Origin of the sequence: Pseudovibrio exalbescens, assembly GCF_028737195.1 — a bacterium.
Lineage (GTDB): Bacteria > Pseudomonadota > Alphaproteobacteria > Rhizobiales > Stappiaceae > Pseudovibrio > Pseudovibrio zosterae.
The window spans coordinates 23618-38449 of the sequence record NZ_JAQZAJ010000006.1; the positions used below are offsets into that span (position 1 = coordinate 23618).

Consider the following 14832-nt stretch of genomic DNA (forward strand, 5'->3'; position numbering starts at 1 on the left):
AAAAAGAATGTTGGAAGAGGCTCGGGAAATTGCGGCGGTGGCAGCTGACAAGGCACGTCACTACTTCCGCAAGCCCGTTCGCATTGAGGTCAAATCTGACCTCAGTCCGGTAACCGAAGCAGATCGATCCATCGAAGACGAAGTCCGGGCCCTTCTTGCCTCAAAGTTTCCGGAGCATGGCATCTTTGGTGAAGAGCAAGGCATCGAGGGCGGTGACCGCGACGAGATGTGGATCGTGGACCCTATTGATGGCACGCGCTCCTTCATGACGGGCCATCCGCTCTTCGGCTTCTTGCTGGGGCACCTGCACAAAGGGCAGCCGGATGTGGGCGTGATCTGCATGCCGGCGCTGGGAGAGGTGTTTTCCGCAAAAAAGGGCGGCCCTGCGGAGCTGAACGGCGGGGAAATCTCATGCTCGGGGCAGACCGATCTTTCTGAGGCGAACATCTACATCAACGAAGGCGAACGGCTCTACCGCGATCGCCCCGAGGTGTTCGAGCGGCTGCTTTGCGTGGGCAAGAACCGCCGCTTGGCCTTTGACTGCTACCCCCACGCCTTGGTCGCAGCGGGCTATGTGGATGCGGTGATCGACTACGGCCTTGAGCCCTATGACATTCTGCCGGTGTGCGTGGTGGTGGAAGCGGCTGGCGGTGTGATGACCGACTGGTCTGGCAACGCGCTGGATGTGAAGTCACGCGGGGCGGTGGTCTCGGCGGCAACGCCTGAACTTCATGCTGCGCTTTTGAAAGTACTCAACGAGACCTCTTGAGAATTGATGCCCGCTTCAGGGAGCGCGGGTGTTTTGCACGAAAAGGAACAAGAACATGAGCGATAACCGATTGAAAGCGCCACAGCTTGGTGAGCCCTATCTGCTCACCCCGGGTCCGTTGACGACGTCTTTCACTGTGAAGGAGGCCATGCTGCGCGACTGGGGCAGCTGGGACGACGATTTTCGCGCCATGACCCGTGATTTGCGCGCGCGCCTGCTGGCGCTGCTCGGCGAAGGCAAGGACGCGTTTGACTGCGTGCCCTTGCAGGGCAGCGGAACGTTTGTGGTGGAAGCCATGCTGGGTTCCTTCATCCCCAAGGATGGCAAGGCACTGGTGCTGGCAAACGGAGCATACGGCAAGCGCGCGGCGCAGACTCTTGACTATCTGGGCCGTGATTACACCCTGCTGGACAAGGGGGACTATCTGCCGCCACGCGGGTCAGAGGTCACCCAGATCCTGAGCGAAGATCCGGCGATTACCCATGTAATTGCTATCCATTGTGAAACCAGCTCGGGCATCTTGAACCCGATCAAGGAAATCTCCGAGGCAACCTACGCCGCAGGCCGCAAACTGCTGGTGGACAGCATGTCCGCGTTTGGCGCAATAGAGTTGAAGCCGGAAGACATTCGCTATGAAGCGGTGGTTTCTTCGGCCAACAAGTGCATTGAGGGCGTTCCCGGATTTGGTTTTGTGCTGGCCCGCAAGGATGAACTGGAAGCGGCAAAAGGCAACAGCAACTCCTTGTCGCTGGATCTGCATGCCCAGTGGGCCCACATGAACAAGACCGGCCAATGGCGCTTTACACCGCCAACCCACGTTGTTGCGGCGTTCATTCAGGCCCTGAAAGAGCACAGGGCCGAAGGCGGTGTGCGCGCACGCGGGGCTCGTTATGCCAACAACCGTGACGTCCTTGTGGCCGGAATGCGGGAGCTGGGCTTTGAGACCCTGCTGGACAACCAGTGGCTCTCGCCAATCATCGTGACCTTCTTCTGTCCGGAGCATGAGAACTTCGACTTCACGCAGTTCTACGACCTGATGAAGAAGAAGGGCTTCATCATCTATCCGGGCAAACTCACCGTAGTGGACAGCTTCCGCGTCGGCTGTATCGGCCAGATGGATGAGCACGTGATGCGCGACGTTGTGGTGGCCGCTTCCGAAAGCCTCTCCGAGCTTGGTGTCACCAGTGCCGCGCCACCCGCTGCGGCCTTGAAAGAACGTGCCGCATTGGCTGCATGGCCAGTTCAACCCTAAGGAAGAGAAAAGATGACAAAGTTTAAAGCTGCCGTATTCGACTGGGCTGGCACCACCATTGACTTTGGGTCCTTTGCGCCAATGGGCGTATTTGTGAAAGCCTTTGAAAAATTTGGCATTAACGCCACAATCGAACAGGCCCGCGGCCCCATGGGCGCGCCGAAGTGGGATCATATTCGCGCCATGATGGATGTGCCTGAAATCTCCGCGCAGTGGCAGGAAAAGTATGGCCGCACCCCAACGGATGCGGATGTGGATGAGGTCTACAAGATCTTCGTGCCGATGAATGAAGAGGTTGTGGTGGACTATGCCACGCTGGTTCCCGGTACCAGGGAAATGGTGGAGAGCTTGCGCGCCAAAGGCATGAAGATCGGCTCCACGACCGGATACGTGCGTTCCATCATGGAGCGTGTCCTTCCTGTAGCTGCGGAACAGGGCTATAGCCCGGACAACCTGATCTGCGCTGATGATCTGGCTGAAGGTCGACCAGGCCCGCTCGGCATGTATCAGACGTTTGTTGATCTGGCCGTTTATCCACCTTCTGCTGTGGTGAAAGTGGATGACACGGCACCGGGTATCGCAGAAGGCGTCGCCGCTGGCTGTGTGACCGTTGGGGTCGCGCTGTCGGGAAATGCCGTTGGCCTGACGCCCGAGGAGCTGGCCGCGCTTCCAGAAGCAGACGTTGATGCCCTGCGCCAGAAGGCGACACGGATCCTGAAGGAAGCTGGTGCTGACCATGTGATTGATACGGTTGCCGATCTTCCAGCGCTTCTTGAAAAACTGGAAGCTGAATAGAGCAATCGCTTAACCACGGTGATGAAGGCATGAGGCAGTCCACGGGGCTGCCTCTTTTTGCAAGTGCCAGGCTGGCAGGTGCATCCAGAAGCGTTGCAGGTCCGTATGGATGTGTGCGAGATTAGCGCAACATATTCAAAACACGCAGGAAACGGAGCCCGGTTTGCCGAAGATCGTCGATAGAGCCGAGATGCAGAACAGCATCCTTGACGCCGCCATGAAGGCATTCCGCGACAGTGGCTATCACAGCACGACCATGAATGACGTTGCAGGTGTGGCAGGGCTCGGCAAGGGCACGATTTACCTCTATTTCAAGAGTAAAGAGGCGTTGGCAACGGCGCTTGCGGAACGCCATTTTGCTGAGGCTGAAACTCTCTACATGAGGTCCGGTCAGACCGAGACCCTTGAGGCGTTCCTCGCGGTTGTGCGAAAGACGCTCTGCATCACGGATGAGCACGCACGCTCTATTCCGGTATTCTTTGAGGTTTTGGGCCCCAGTTTCGGATCAGAGGCCTTTACGGGCAGCATCTCCGATTTCTTTGAGCGTCTTGGTCAGACGTACTCAGCACAATTGAAGCTGCTGCAGGAAAAGGGGGAGGTGCGGTCCTCCATCGACCCTGATGTTATGGGACGGGCCTTGGCAGCTCAGGTTGACGGGCTTTTGTTGCATCGCGGCTTGTTCTCACTTGGCGAGGACCGGTACCGTGCGATGGTCGAGAGTTCTCTTGAACTGTTCCGCAGCGGCTTGAAGTAACAGGCCGCTGAGGAACACTTGCGACTACCGCTAGGCCGGTTTTGGCGCTGGAGCTTTGCGCCCCGCCATCTGGCTGACCCAAATGCTTGCGAGCACAACCCCTACACCCAGCATCTGCACTGGTGTCAGGCTTTCGTCCAGCAGGACCCAGCCCAGAATGACGGCCGTTGTTGGGCTCAGGAAGCCAAGCGTTGAGACCGCCGATGGGGCAAGCAGGCCGACGCCACGAAACCAGATGTAGTAGGTAAGCGCAGCACCGATAAGACCCAAATACGCAATGCCAAGGATGTTGGTGGAGGTCAGCGGCGGCAAGGCGGGCTCCATGAAATAGGCAAGGGGCAGCAGCAAGAGGCCGCCAGCGCTGAGTTGCCACGCAGTAAAGGTCAGCAAGGACACGGGCGGTTTCCATTTGCGGCTGAGAACCGTGCCGAACGCCATGGACAGTGCGCCAGCAAGCCCGGCGATAATGCCAATGGGGTCAAGAGCGGCGGATGGACCAAGCAACAACAACGCCACGCCGAAGATGCCACCTATGGCCGAAATCACAGCAAACAGAAAGATGGGTGTCTTGATGAGATAAAAGGCGATGAAGATGACGAAAAGCGGCTGCACGGCACCCACAATGGCGGCGACGCCACCGGGAAGCCGGTAGGCGGCGACAAACAGCATCACCCAAAAAATCGCGAAGTTGAATGCCCCGAGCAGGAAAATGCGCCCTACCCATTCGCGGGAGGGAAGGCGGCGCACCAGCAACAGGAGCAAAAGCCCGGCGGGCAGCGCCCGCAGGGCCGCCATAGTAATCGGGTAGCCCTGAGGCAAAAATTCCGTGGTTACATAATAGGTGCTGCCCCAAATTGCCGGGGCAAGCGCGGTTAAAAGAATGTCTGAGAGGCGAACCATTGTTCCTCTCCTTTTCTGTTTCTTGTGTTTCTGGTGCCGCCCTGAAATTGGGGGTGGAGCGGGCGGCACCAGTGCCCTGCAGCTAACCTTGTAATCCTTAGTTGTTACAGAGCCAGACGCATGTTGGCCAATAGCTGTTCGCGCAAGTCTTCCAACGGCGTGTTGATGAGACGCATTCCCGTTTCGCGCACGATGACGGTTGGAACCGAGCGCACATGAAGCTGCCGGGCCTGAAGTTGATCTGCGCTGACCGCTTCGGCAATTCGGTCACTTTGAATGTCGCGCTCCATCAACTCACCATCAAAGCCGATGGAAGCAGCCACATCCAAAACGGTTTTCGGGTCGGCAACATTGCGGGCATCCGTTAAGTGCGCTTGTTGGAGGGCATCAAACAACGCCCAATGGCCCTCCTGACCGCCTTGCCGTTCCGCTGCCTTGCAGGCCTTGGCAGCAACGAGGCCCCACGGGTATTCGAAGGGCGCAGCCCGCATGGCGGCGATATTGATCCGCTCAGGCGTGTCCGAAGCGGCCTTGCAGGCTTGCCAATGGCCAAGGATTGTTTCCTTGGCCTCTGGCATGGAGCCGAACGCGGCAATCATCTGCTCTCTGGTTTCCTGCAGAACAAACGTGTGATGGATGATCTCCAGAGCAAACTCCGAGGACAGCGTGCGCAGGCGAGGTGACAGGTTGAAGCACCAGCCGCACACCACGTCATGGAAGAAGTCGAGTGTCAGCATGGGGCGGGCCATGGTTACACCAGTTCAGGCTGTTCAGTGACAGATGGAGTGGCCACCAGACGTGCAGCTATTTGTGCGATGTGTGCGCCCTGAAAGCGAGCCCCGGCCAGATCGGTTTCTGTGGGCTGCAGTTCGCTCGCCCCGCCAGCGACAGTGCCTGCACCGTAAGGCGAGCCGCCGATGATGTGGTCAATCCGCGTTTGCTCCTGAAAGGTGTAAGGCATTCCGGCAATCAACATGCCCAAATGCTGAAGTGCAATCTGGAATGACAGGATCACGCTTTCCTGGCCGCCGTGTTGAGAGCCGGTGGAGGTGAAAACGCCGCCGACTTTACCAACCATGGCGTTGCGCGCCCACAAGCCGCCGCACTGGTCGATGAACTGCTTCATCTGTGCAGCCATGTTGCCGAAACGGGATGGGGTTCCGAAGATGATGGCGTCATAGGTTTCAAGTTCGGCAACAGTGGCCACGGGCACTTCGAAGTCTTGATAACCAGCGTTATGGCGCACCTCTTGTGGCACGGTTTCTGGCACCTGTTTCACATCAACAGTGACGCCTGGCACTTGGCGCGCCCCTTCTGCAACAGCTTGCGCCATGGTGTGGATGTGGCCGTAGCTGGAGTAAAACAGAACAAGTACTTTAGTCATAACACGCTCACTTGGTTGGTTGGGTTGTGATCTGTGCTGACTATGAGGGAGAGCCGCGGCGTGAATAACCGTGTGAAAGTGAGAGGACTTTTTACGAGGAGTAAAAAATCACTTAGGCGCTGAGTTCACTTTCCAGAAACTCGATGAAGGTGCGGGCCTTGGCATCTGCCGCCAGACGACTGGCCAACACGGCGTAGATGTTGCGCGAAGGTAATGAATATTCGGGCAATACCCGTTCAAGAACGCCGCTTCCTTCCAAAGGAGCCGACAAGAAACTTGGCAGAGAGCCAATGCCCTGGTTGGCAAGCAGCATGTCCCGAATGAAGAGGCTATTATTAACACTCACTTCGGGAGTGACCAGCAGCGTCGTGCCATCGGACGGGCCTTCCAGTTGCCACGTGTGTTCGTGATCGGCGAGGGAAAAGCCGAGCTTGCTATGAGCTGAAAGGTCTTCAGGGGAGGTTGGGCGGCCGCGCTCGGACAGGTATTTTGGGGCCGCAAACAGCGCTTGATCCGACCGGCCAATTCGGCGGGCGATCAGGGAGGAATCGGGAAGTTCCCGCAGCACCCTGATGGAGATGTCGAAGCCGCCCTCCACCATGTCGACAACCCGGTCATCCAATGTGATGCCGAGATGAAGGTCAGGATAAAGCTCCCGAAACTTTGCTGTGATGGGGGCAAGAACGGCGATGCCGAAGGACAGGGGCGCATTGACGCGCAAGGTGCCTTTGAGCTGCTGCGCGCGGGCCTGAATGCCGGTTTCCAAGGCCTCCACTTCAGAAAGCAGGCGGTGGGCCTCTTCGTAGTAGTGGGCGCCGTGCTCGGTGAGCGTCATGCTGCGGGTGGTGCGCGTGAGCAGCACACAGCCGAGACTTTCTTCAAGCAGCTTGGTCTCTCGGCTCAAAATGGCGGGAGAAAGACCAAGATCCTTTGCGGCCTTTGAAAAGCTTTTCAGCTCCACAATCCGGCAAAAGGCACGCATGACACTGAGTTTATCCATAGTGAGTTTTCTTGGGCTTGAGAAAGGTGGCAGCTTGAAGGGGAGCAACCAAACGAACAGGTAGCACAGCCACTTAAGGAATGCCAAATGGAACGGCTCAATGGTGGTAAACGTGTGTCGCGTTAAAAGGTAGGCCCATTTCGCAGCTTGTTTCACCAACGGCCACGGTCCAAATCGTCGTTTTGATAGGCTTTACCTGCGTAAGTGGATATCGTAATACCTCGCTATTACGCATTTTGAGCAGGCGGAAATGGTAGATCTGGGCGAAGCCCTCAAGGCAATCAACAATCCGGTTCGTATGGATATCTTGAAGTGGTTGAAAGAGCCACTCGAGAACTTCGATGTTGCGCGTCAGCAAGTGGATGCGGGCGTAGAGGGCGTTTGCGTGAGCCTGATTCAGGAGCGCTCCGGGCTGTCTCAGTCGACGATCTCTTCTTACCTGGCAACGCTGCAACGGGCCCAATTGGTTGTGTCAAAGCGCATTGGTGCCTGGACCTACTACAAGCGCGACGAGGAGAATATCGCGGCATTTCTTCAACAGTTGAAGCGCGATTTGTAAGGAGCCTGCTCATCTTAGCTTAGATGTTGTCAGGCCTTCATTTTCGCTTGCGTGCACAGCACAATTTTCGCCCGGCATGATTGTTGCGATGCAGCAATTTTGTTGACATGCCCCTGCGGTATTCGTTATTCCTTCCCCTTAGGCACTACCTATGCGTCAGAGCTGCAAGCTGAACCGCTACAGTTGAGTCACGGCGCATCGCGCCAGACCGGGAGGAACTTGGACGATGCGGAATTTCTCGAAATCATCAGCCCAATTTGAACATGCGGATGGACGCTCAGCTGCCGCCAGCGGTGCGCGCGGCAAGCCTGTTGCCAAAATACAGGCACCTGCCGACATGGAAGGTGCGGCGGACGTGATCGACAAGGCGTTCAAGTCCAGCATTGCCCATATGACCAAAGGCCTGTCGCCAGCGGGCATGGCGACCAAAGGCTTTTCGTGGGCAGCACACTTGGCTCTTTCTCCCGGCAAGCAAATGTTGCTGGCGCAAAAGGCGCTGAAAAACAACATGCTGCTGTGGAGCCATTTGGGTGACGCAGCGATGGGGGCAAAAGCAGAGCCTTTTGCCAAGCCCCAAAACGGCGATCGTCGTTTCTCCAGCGAAGACTGGCAGAAGTGGCCCTACAACTATCTCTATCAGGCTTTTCTTCTGAACCAGGAATGGTGGCAGGAGGCGACCACCAATGTGGATGGCCTTTCCTCAAAAGACGAACGCGAGGTGTCTTTTGTTGCCCGTCAGTTGCTGGACATGTTTGCTCCTTCGAACGGCATTGCAACCAATCCGGAAGTGCTCAAGACTGCACTGAAGGAAGGCGGCATGAACTTTGTGCGCGGCGCAGAGAACTTCGCTGAAGATTTTGAGCAATATGCGTCGGGCAAGCGACCGGAGAGTCTGGACCAGTTCAAGCCGGGTGAAGCGGTGGCCGCTACCGAAGGCAAAGTGGTCTTCCGCAACCATCTGATTGAACTCATTCAATATAGCCCGGCCACGGAAACTGTATATCCAGAGCCGATCTTCATCGTTCCTGCGTGGATCATGAAGTACTACATTCTTGATCTGTCTCCAGAAAATTCTTTGGTGCGGTACCTGGTCGAGCAAGGACACACCGTGTTCATGGTGTCCTGGCGCAATCCTACTGCGGAAGACCGCGAACTTGGCATGGACGACTACCGCCAGCAGGGCGTCATGGACGCGCTGGATGCCATCTCCACCATTGTGCCGGATCAGAAAATTCACGGCGTGGGCTATTGCCTTGGCGGCACCATGCTCTCGATCGCTGCAGCGGCGATGGCCCGTGATGGCGATGACCGTTTTGCCTCTCTGACCACGCTGGCCGCGCAAGTGGACTTTACCGAAGCGGGTGAGCTGATGCTGTTCATTCGCGACAGTGAAATCGCGTTCCTGAGCAACATGATGTGGGAGCAGGGCTATCTGGACGGGATGCAGATGGCAGGTGCTTTCCAGATTTTGCGGTCAAACGATCTGGTATGGTCTCGCCTCGTGCATGACTACTTGATTGGCGAACGCACTGGCGTGAACGACCTGATGGCTTGGAATGCGGATCTGACGCGCATGCCGTATCGCATGCACAAGGAGTATCTGACCAAGCTGTTCCTTCACAATGATCTGGCAAGTGGGCGCTATATGGTTGGAGACCGCCCAATTCATATCGCAGACATTCGCGCACCGATCTTTGCGGTCGGTACGGTGAAGGATCACGTGGCACCATGGCGCTCCGCCTACAAAATTACCGCGCATCCGGCAACAGATGTGACCTTCCTGCTCACCAGCGGGGGGCACAATGCGGGCATCGTGAGCGAGCCGGGCCATCCACGTCGCCACTATCAGGTGCAGACCATCAAGTCTGGCGACCCTTACGTGGATCCAGACACTTGGCAGGCACAGGCCCCAACCAAAGAGGGTTCCTGGTGGCCTGAATGGCACGCTTGGCTGGCCGAGCGGTCTGGTGAGAAGGGCAAGCCGCCGACAATGGGCGCACCGCGCAAGGGCTACAAGGTGCTCTGTGATGCGCCGGGTGAGTACATTCACCAGCTGTAAAACGCCGAGAGAAAGGAAGGGTTGGGCTAAGCCCTAGCCCTTTCACTTCGGCACTGAGGCGACTGTCAAGATTGCGGAGGCATCCAGTTTGTGGGCGTTCATCATTTCAGCGATCTGCTCAATTGCAGCACACAACGCCTCCCGATCCGCCTCCGAGCACTGGGCCAGTTCATCCTTGAAATCTTCGTGGAGCAGCGCGGGTGCGCTCTGCAATACCGCCGTGCCGTCGTTCGTCAGACGCGTGTGAACGATTCGCCGATCCTTGCCGGAGCGGTAGCGTTCCACAAGTTGTTTCTTCTCCAGCGCATCCAAAATTGTCACAATGGTAGCTGACGATAGGTCAGCATGTTGGGCAAGGGTTTTTGAAGTGACTTCTCCAAGATCATTAATCCCTTGCAAAACAACAATTTGCGGAATTGTAAGACCGCTGGCACGGGCTACTTCACGTGAGCGAAGATCAATGGCCCGCACGATGCGCCGGATCGATTTAAAAATCCGGTCTGAGTGTTCTATTGCCATGGTTCGAGTTCCGATAATTTGACCTCTAATGATTAGAGGCCTATGTAAAGCGCGTCAATCTGAATGTATGGAGGTAGAATTAGGTATGTGTGGTATTTGTGGTGAGTTTGTATTCGGAGCCGAAGTCGCGAATACCGCGCGTGTCGAGAGGATGGCTCACCAGATGGCGGCACGCGGTCCGGACGCCATGGGTGTTACCACCAGAGGCCGGGTTTCCTTTGGCCACCGACGCCTGACTATCATCGATCTGAGCGAGCGCGGCACCCAGCCCATGCAGGACCCGGACTTGGGCCTGACGCTGGTGTTCAACGGCTGTATCTACAACTACAAAGAACTGCGCGAAGAGCTGAGCGCCAAAGGCTATCGTTTCTTCTCCTCCTCCGATACGGAAGTGATCCTGAAGTCCTGGGCTGAATGGGGTGACAAGGCTCCCGAGAAGTTCCATGGCATGTTCGCTTTTGCCGTTCACCACCATGAGACCGGCGAGGTTCACCTCGTGCGAGACCGTTTTGGCATCAAGCCGCTCTACTATTCACAGAGCAACGGCCGTGTTGCATTTGCCTCCACTTTGCCGGCGTTGCTGGCTGGCGGTGAGATTGACACCAGCATCAACCGCATCGCATTGAACCACTACATGAGCTGGCATGCTGTTGTACCCGCACCCCACACCATTCTAAACGGCGTCAAAAAGCTGCCTGCAGCAACCATCCGCCGCTACGACCGCGACGGAAACGTCACTGACCGCGTCTACTGGGCTCCAAGCTTTGAGCGTAGCGTTGAGGATGAAGAGCGTAGCATGGAAGAATGGCGCGACATGGTGTTGTCAGGCCTGCGCACTTCTGTGGACCGCCGCATGATTGCAGACGTACCGGTGGGGGTCCTCCTGTCTGGCGGCGTGGATTCAAGCATGATTGTCGGGTTGCTGGCAGAGCAGGGGCAGCAAGGGTTGGCCACGTTCTCCATCGGCTTTGAAGCAGCGAACGGCGAGCGCGGCGACGAGTTCGTCTACTCTGATCTGATCGCCAAGCACTATGGCACAAACCATACCAAGATCTTCATTGAATCCAGTGAGATGCAGAAGCATCTGCCAGATGCTATCGCCGCCATGTCAGAGCCAATGGTGTCCTATGACAACATCGGCTTCTATCTGCTGTCCCGTGAAGTTTCCAAGCACATTCGCGTGGTGCAATCCGGGCAGGGTGCGGACGAGGTCTTCGGCGGGTATCACTGGTATCCAAAGATGGTTGGGGCCAACAGCCCGGTAGAAGCTTATATGGACGCGTTCTTCGATCGCTCGTTTGATCAGATGCGCGCGCATCTTTCCAAGGACTATTGGACCGATCGGGATGAGAGCCGCGCGTTTGTGGAGCAACATTTCGCGTTGTCCGGGGCGACCGACCCGGTAGACAAAGCATTGCGGCTCGACACCAACGTGATGTTGGTGGATGATCCGGTCAAGCGCGTGGACAGCCACACCATGGCATGGAGCCTTGAAGCTCGGGTGCCGTTCCTTGACCACGAACTGGTGGAGCTCGCCAACCGGATTCCTTCGCGCCACAAGCTGGCGCACGAAGGCAAAGGCGTTTTGAAGGAAGCAGCCCGTCTGGTCGTGCCGAGCGAAGTGATCGACCGTCCGAAGGGATACTTCCCGGTTCCGGCACTGAAGTATCTGGAAGGCAGCTATCTGGACATGGTGCGCGATGCGCTTTCCAGCCAGTCGGCTCGTGAGCGCGGTCTGTTTAATCAAGGCTATTTGGATCAACTTTTCGCTAACCCAAGCGACCACATTACCAAGCTTCGTGGCTCGGAACTGTGGCAGGTTGCGCTTCTCGAAATGTGGCTGCAGTCACAGGAGGTATAAGGCATGGCTGATCAGGTGAACCACCGTCTCAAGGCTGCCTATGATCATCGTTTGCGCCGGATGCGTGACAACGCGATGCCGCATGAACTGCGAGAAGGCGAAGAACAGACGCTTGAGAATGTCAGCGTTGATTGCGGTTGGGGTAGTTTGATCCTCGGCAGTACCTTTATGGAGCCAGAGCCTCTTCTGGAGACAATCAGGCAAGAGCGACGTGACAGGCGCGATATCGCGTTTTACGTGCGCGATCCGCATGTGCTGATCGCGTCCGCGCCGCAGGAGTTGTTTCTCGACCCGTCTCACACCTACCGGTTGATGCTTGCCACGTATCGCGCGGGACGCAATCGCCGTCGTGGGTTCACGATCCGGCGCCTGTCTTCCCGTGAGGATGCCGAAGCGCTGAATGTGCTGTACGCGGCGCGGGGGATGGTCACCATCCCGCCGGATTTCTTCTGGGATGCCATGGACCCCAAGGTGCTGGCTGTGCTGGTTGCGGAAGACGATGACACCGGTGAAATCATCGGCACCGCGATGGGCGTGGACCACAATCGGGCGACCAAGGGCGGTGATCCCGGTTCGTCGCTCTGGTGTCTTTCTGTCTCCCCGCAGGCACGACCTGCCGGTGTGGGGGAGGAGTTGGTGCGTCGCTTGGCAGAACTGTTTCAGGCCCGCGGCAACCCGCACATGGACCTGTCTGTCATGCACGACAACGACAAGGCCATCAGTCTCTATGAAAAGCTGGGCTTTACGCGTGTGCCGTTCTTCGCCGTGAAGCACAAGAATCCGATCAACGAGTCCTTGTTTATCGGCAAGACGAAGGGGCATGGCCTTAATCCCTACGGTGCCATCATCGTCAATGAAGCGAGCCGGCGTGGCATTCACACGGAAATCATCGATGCCGAGGGAGGCTTCTTCAGCCTGACCCATGGCGGGCGAACAATCCGCTGTCGGGAGTCCTTGAGCGAGATTACCAGTGCTGTCGCTCTCTCCATTTGCGATGACAAGACAGTGACGCGCAGACTTGTCGAGCAGGTCGGCATTCATGTGCCGGAACGGTTGGGCAGTGAAGACAACGAGGCGATTGAAGAGTTCTTGACCCGGCATCGTGCGGCGGTGGTGAAACCGGCAAGCGGCGAGCAAGGCAAGGGCGTTTCCGTTGGACTGACGACCTTGGATGAGGTGAATGCTGCCATCGAAACCGCACGGCAATACTGTTCTGATGTTCTCATTGAAGAGTTTGTCGAAGGGCAGGATCTGCGCCTTATCGTAATCGATTACCGTGTGGTGGCTGCTGCCGTGCGCAGACCAGCGGAGGTGACCGGAGACGGACGCAGCTCCATCAAGGAGCTGATTACGGCGCAAAGCCGCCGCCGCTCCGCCGCCACGGGCGGGGAATCCCAAATCCCGATTGACGAGGAAACGGAACGCTGTTTGAGCGCTGCGGGATACACGTTGGAAAGTGTGCCGGATGCAGGCCAAAGTCTGTTCGTAAGGCGGACTGCGAATCTGCACACTGGAGGCACCATTCATGACGTGACTGGTGAGACCAACCGCGAGCTGATAAATGCGGCCATAGAGGCGGCGAAAGCTATTGGTATTCCGGTAACAGGCATTGATCTGATGGTGAAATCACCGCGCGAGCCGGAGTATCGCTTCATCGAAGCCAATGAGCGTCCGGGTCTTGCAAACCACGAACCACAGCCAACTGCAGAAAAATTTATCGACTTTTTGTTTCCCTTGACCAAAACTTCAATCGAGACGGCTCATCAAGCGAGGGATACGTGACGAACCTTCCAGTGATCGACCTTGAGTATTTGGCGGCGACGCTCAAGGATCTGCTGCATCTGCCAAGCCCGACCGGTTATACAGATGAAATTGCGCATCGGGTTGGTAAAGAACTCGACCGGCTGGGGATTCCCTATCAGCTCACCCGGCGTGGGGCGATCCGTGCCCGTATCAAGGGACAGGCCAGCAAGCCCGCGCGTGCAATGGTTTCCCATCTCGACACGCTCGGTGCTCAAGTCAAATCCTTGAAGGAAAACGGTCGCTTGGAGCTGGTGCCGATCGGGCACTGGTCCGCCCGTTTTGCAGAGGGCGGCCGGGTGACACTGTTTAGTGAGCGCGGTTCCTACACGGGAACCGTCCTTCCGCTTCGCGCTTCAGGACATACCTATAACGACGGCGTCGACACCATGCCGATCGGTTGGGATTATGTGGAGCTGCGGGTAGATGCCTATGCCAACACCGCCAGCGATTTGGAAAAGCTTGGTATTGAGATTGGTGACTTTGTTGCCTTCGATGCGCAGCCAGAGTTTCTGGAGAACGGGTACATCGTCTCTCGCCATCTCGACAACAAGGCCGGGGTTGCCTTGATGTTGGCGGCCATGAAGGCGCTCGTTGAGTGCGACCGAAAGCCGACAGTGGATGTTTATTGGCTCTTCACGATCGCCGAGGAAATCGGTCACGGCGCTACGTCCATCTTGACGCCGGAAATTGCTTCCATGGTGGCTATTGATAACGGCACCACCGCGCCGGGGCAGAACTCTGCCGAGTTCGGGGTGACGATATCCATGGCAGACCAGACTGGTCCGTTTGATTATCACCTCACTCAAAAGCTGGTGCACCTCTGCAAGGAGCATAACATCAAGGTGCGTAAGGATATTTTCCGCTACTACCGCTCTGATGCGGCCTCTGCCGTAGAAGCGGGCGCGGATGTACGCACGGCACTGGCGACCTTTGGTGTTGATGCCAGTCACGGTTATGAGCGCATTCACATGCATGCTCTCCGGTCTTTGGCGGAGTTGTGCGTGAGTTATGCGCTCAGTCCGGTGGAAATTGCCCGCGATGCGCGCGAGTTTGCCAGTATCAAGGGCTTTACCCACCAGCCAACTGGTGAGGCGGATCAAGAACTTGTGCCCGAGGTCAATGAGCCGGACAAGCTGGCAGCGGATGCTCAAAGCTAGGCGGCTCAGGCTGGTCGCCT

The 14832-nt window shown here is 57.0% G+C and carries 14 protein-coding genes; 9 read left to right on the top strand and 5 right to left on the bottom strand.

Going from position 1 to position 14832, the window contains the following annotated elements; translation table 11 throughout:
• Nucleotides 1–7: 7 nt before the first annotated feature.
• The 4 genes from PUV47_RS16080 to PUV47_RS16095 all read left to right on the top strand — a co-directional run bounded on the left by PUV47_RS16080 (nucleotide 8) and on the right by PUV47_RS16095 (nucleotide 3570).
• Nucleotides 8–769 carry an inositol monophosphatase family protein gene (locus PUV47_RS16080; protein WP_274219610.1) on the top strand — a complete coding sequence of 254 codons (762 nt, stop codon included), beginning with the start codon at nucleotides 8–10 and terminating at the stop codon, nucleotides 767–769.
• 55 nt (nucleotides 770–824) lie between these two features.
• Nucleotides 825–2021 carry a 2-aminoethylphosphonate--pyruvate transaminase gene (locus PUV47_RS16085; RefSeq protein ID WP_274219611.1) on the top strand — a complete coding sequence of 399 codons (1197 nt, stop codon included), beginning with the start codon at nucleotides 825–827 and terminating at the stop codon, nucleotides 2019–2021.
• A 12-nt stretch (nucleotides 2022–2033) separates the two neighbouring features.
• Nucleotides 2034–2816 carry a phosphonoacetaldehyde hydrolase gene (phnX, locus tag PUV47_RS16090; protein ID WP_274219612.1) on the top strand — a complete coding sequence of 261 codons (783 nt, stop codon included), beginning with the start codon at nucleotides 2034–2036 and terminating at the stop codon, nucleotides 2814–2816.
• Nucleotides 2817–2979: 163 nt separating this feature from the next.
• Nucleotides 2980–3570, top strand: coding sequence for a TetR/AcrR family transcriptional regulator (locus PUV47_RS16095; protein WP_274219613.1), 591 nt, complete (start codon nucleotides 2980–2982; stop codon nucleotides 3568–3570).
• Nucleotides 3571–3600: 30 nt separating this feature from the next.
• Here PUV47_RS16095 and PUV47_RS16100 read toward each other — a convergent pair whose 3' ends face one another.
• The 4 genes from PUV47_RS16100 to PUV47_RS16115 all read right to left on the bottom strand — a co-directional run bounded on the left by PUV47_RS16100 (nucleotide 3601) and on the right by PUV47_RS16115 (nucleotide 6854).
• On the bottom strand, nucleotides 3601–4470 hold the full coding sequence (locus PUV47_RS16100; protein ID WP_274219614.1) for an EamA family transporter: 870 nt from the start codon (nucleotides 4468–4470) through the stop codon (nucleotides 3601–3603).
• A gap of 104 nt (nucleotides 4471–4574) precedes the next feature.
• Nucleotides 4575–5219, bottom strand: coding sequence for a DsbA family oxidoreductase (locus PUV47_RS16105; RefSeq protein ID WP_274219615.1), 645 nt, complete (start codon nucleotides 5217–5219; stop codon nucleotides 4575–4577).
• Nucleotides 5220–5221: 2 nt separating this feature from the next.
• A complete protein-coding gene (wrbA, locus tag PUV47_RS16110) occupies nucleotides 5222–5854 on the bottom strand; it encodes an NAD(P)H:quinone oxidoreductase (protein ID WP_274219616.1) in 633 nt (210 codons plus the stop codon).
• 112 nt (nucleotides 5855–5966) lie between these two features.
• Nucleotides 5967–6854 carry a LysR family transcriptional regulator gene (locus PUV47_RS16115; protein ID WP_274219617.1) on the bottom strand — a complete coding sequence of 296 codons (888 nt, stop codon included), beginning with the start codon at nucleotides 6852–6854 and terminating at the stop codon, nucleotides 5967–5969.
• A 250-nt stretch (nucleotides 6855–7104) separates the two neighbouring features.
• Between PUV47_RS16115 and PUV47_RS16120 the strand changes: the two genes are divergently transcribed.
• Nucleotides 7105–7413 (top strand): ArsR/SmtB family transcription factor, encoded by a 309-nt coding sequence (locus tag PUV47_RS16120; protein ID WP_274219618.1) that lies wholly within the window; start codon nucleotides 7105–7107, stop codon nucleotides 7411–7413.
• A 226-nt stretch (nucleotides 7414–7639) separates the two neighbouring features.
• A complete protein-coding gene (locus PUV47_RS16125; protein WP_274219619.1) occupies nucleotides 7640–9472 on the top strand; it encodes a PHA/PHB synthase family protein in 1833 nt (610 codons plus the stop codon).
• Between the two features lie 42 nt (nucleotides 9473–9514).
• Here the strand turns inward: PUV47_RS16125 and PUV47_RS16130 are convergent, their stop codons facing one another.
• On the bottom strand, nucleotides 9515–9991 hold the full coding sequence (locus tag PUV47_RS16130; RefSeq protein WP_274219620.1) for a MarR family winged helix-turn-helix transcriptional regulator: 477 nt from the start codon (nucleotides 9989–9991) through the stop codon (nucleotides 9515–9517).
• A gap of 85 nt (nucleotides 9992–10076) precedes the next feature.
• Between PUV47_RS16130 and PUV47_RS16135 the strand changes: the two genes are divergently transcribed.
• Genes PUV47_RS16135 through PUV47_RS16145 form a run of 3 tightly spaced genes read left to right on the top strand, consistent with a single transcriptional unit; the run spans nucleotide 10077 to nucleotide 14812 of the window.
• Complete coding sequence (locus PUV47_RS16135) at nucleotides 10077–11852, top strand: N-acetylglutaminylglutamine amidotransferase (RefSeq protein ID WP_274219621.1); 1776 nt, start codon at nucleotides 10077–10079, stop codon at nucleotides 11850–11852.
• Nucleotides 11853–11855: 3 nt separating this feature from the next.
• Nucleotides 11856–13634, top strand: coding sequence for an N-acetylglutaminylglutamine synthetase (gene ngg, locus PUV47_RS16140; protein WP_274219622.1), 1779 nt, complete (start codon nucleotides 11856–11858; stop codon nucleotides 13632–13634).
• A complete protein-coding gene (locus PUV47_RS16145) occupies nucleotides 13631–14812 on the top strand; it encodes an osmoprotectant NAGGN system M42 family peptidase (protein WP_274219623.1) in 1182 nt (393 codons plus the stop codon). Before ngg ends, PUV47_RS16145 begins: the two co-directional genes overlap by 4 nt.
• The last annotated feature ends 20 nt before the right edge of the window (nucleotides 14813–14832 follow it).

What these genes read in the sequence shown, in the direction of transcription:
- PUV47_RS16080 (WP_274219610.1), top strand. Translation starts at nt 8, where the DNA reads ATGTTGGAAGAGGCTCGGGAAATTGCGGCGGTGGCAGCTGACAAGGCA.
- PUV47_RS16085 (WP_274219611.1), top strand. Translation starts at nt 825, where the DNA reads ATGAGCGATAACCGATTGAAAGCGCCACAGCTTGGTGAGCCCTATCTG.
- phnX (WP_274219612.1), top strand. Translation starts at nt 2,034, where the DNA reads ATGACAAAGTTTAAAGCTGCCGTATTCGACTGGGCTGGCACCACCATT.
- PUV47_RS16100 (WP_274219614.1), bottom strand. Translation starts at nt 4,470, where the DNA reads ATGGTTCGCCTCTCAGACATTCTTTTAACCGCGCTTGCCCCGGCAATT.
- PUV47_RS16105 (WP_274219615.1), bottom strand. Translation starts at nt 5,219, where the DNA reads ATGGCCCGCCCCATGCTGACACTCGACTTCTTCCATGACGTGGTGTGC.
- wrbA (WP_274219616.1), bottom strand. Translation starts at nt 5,854, where the DNA reads ATGACTAAAGTACTTGTTCTGTTTTACTCCAGCTACGGCCACATCCAC.
- PUV47_RS16115 (WP_274219617.1), bottom strand. Translation starts at nt 6,854, where the DNA reads ATGGATAAACTCAGTGTCATGCGTGCCTTTTGCCGGATTGTGGAGCTG.
- PUV47_RS16120 (WP_274219618.1), top strand. Translation starts at nt 7,105, where the DNA reads ATGGTAGATCTGGGCGAAGCCCTCAAGGCAATCAACAATCCGGTTCGT.
- PUV47_RS16125 (WP_274219619.1), top strand. Translation starts at nt 7,640, where the DNA reads ATGCGGAATTTCTCGAAATCATCAGCCCAATTTGAACATGCGGATGGA.
- PUV47_RS16130 (WP_274219620.1), bottom strand. Translation starts at nt 9,991, where the DNA reads ATGGCAATAGAACACTCAGACCGGATTTTTAAATCGATCCGGCGCATC.
- PUV47_RS16135 (WP_274219621.1), top strand. Translation starts at nt 10,077, where the DNA reads ATGTGTGGTATTTGTGGTGAGTTTGTATTCGGAGCCGAAGTCGCGAAT.
- ngg (WP_274219622.1), top strand. Translation starts at nt 11,856, where the DNA reads ATGGCTGATCAGGTGAACCACCGTCTCAAGGCTGCCTATGATCATCGT.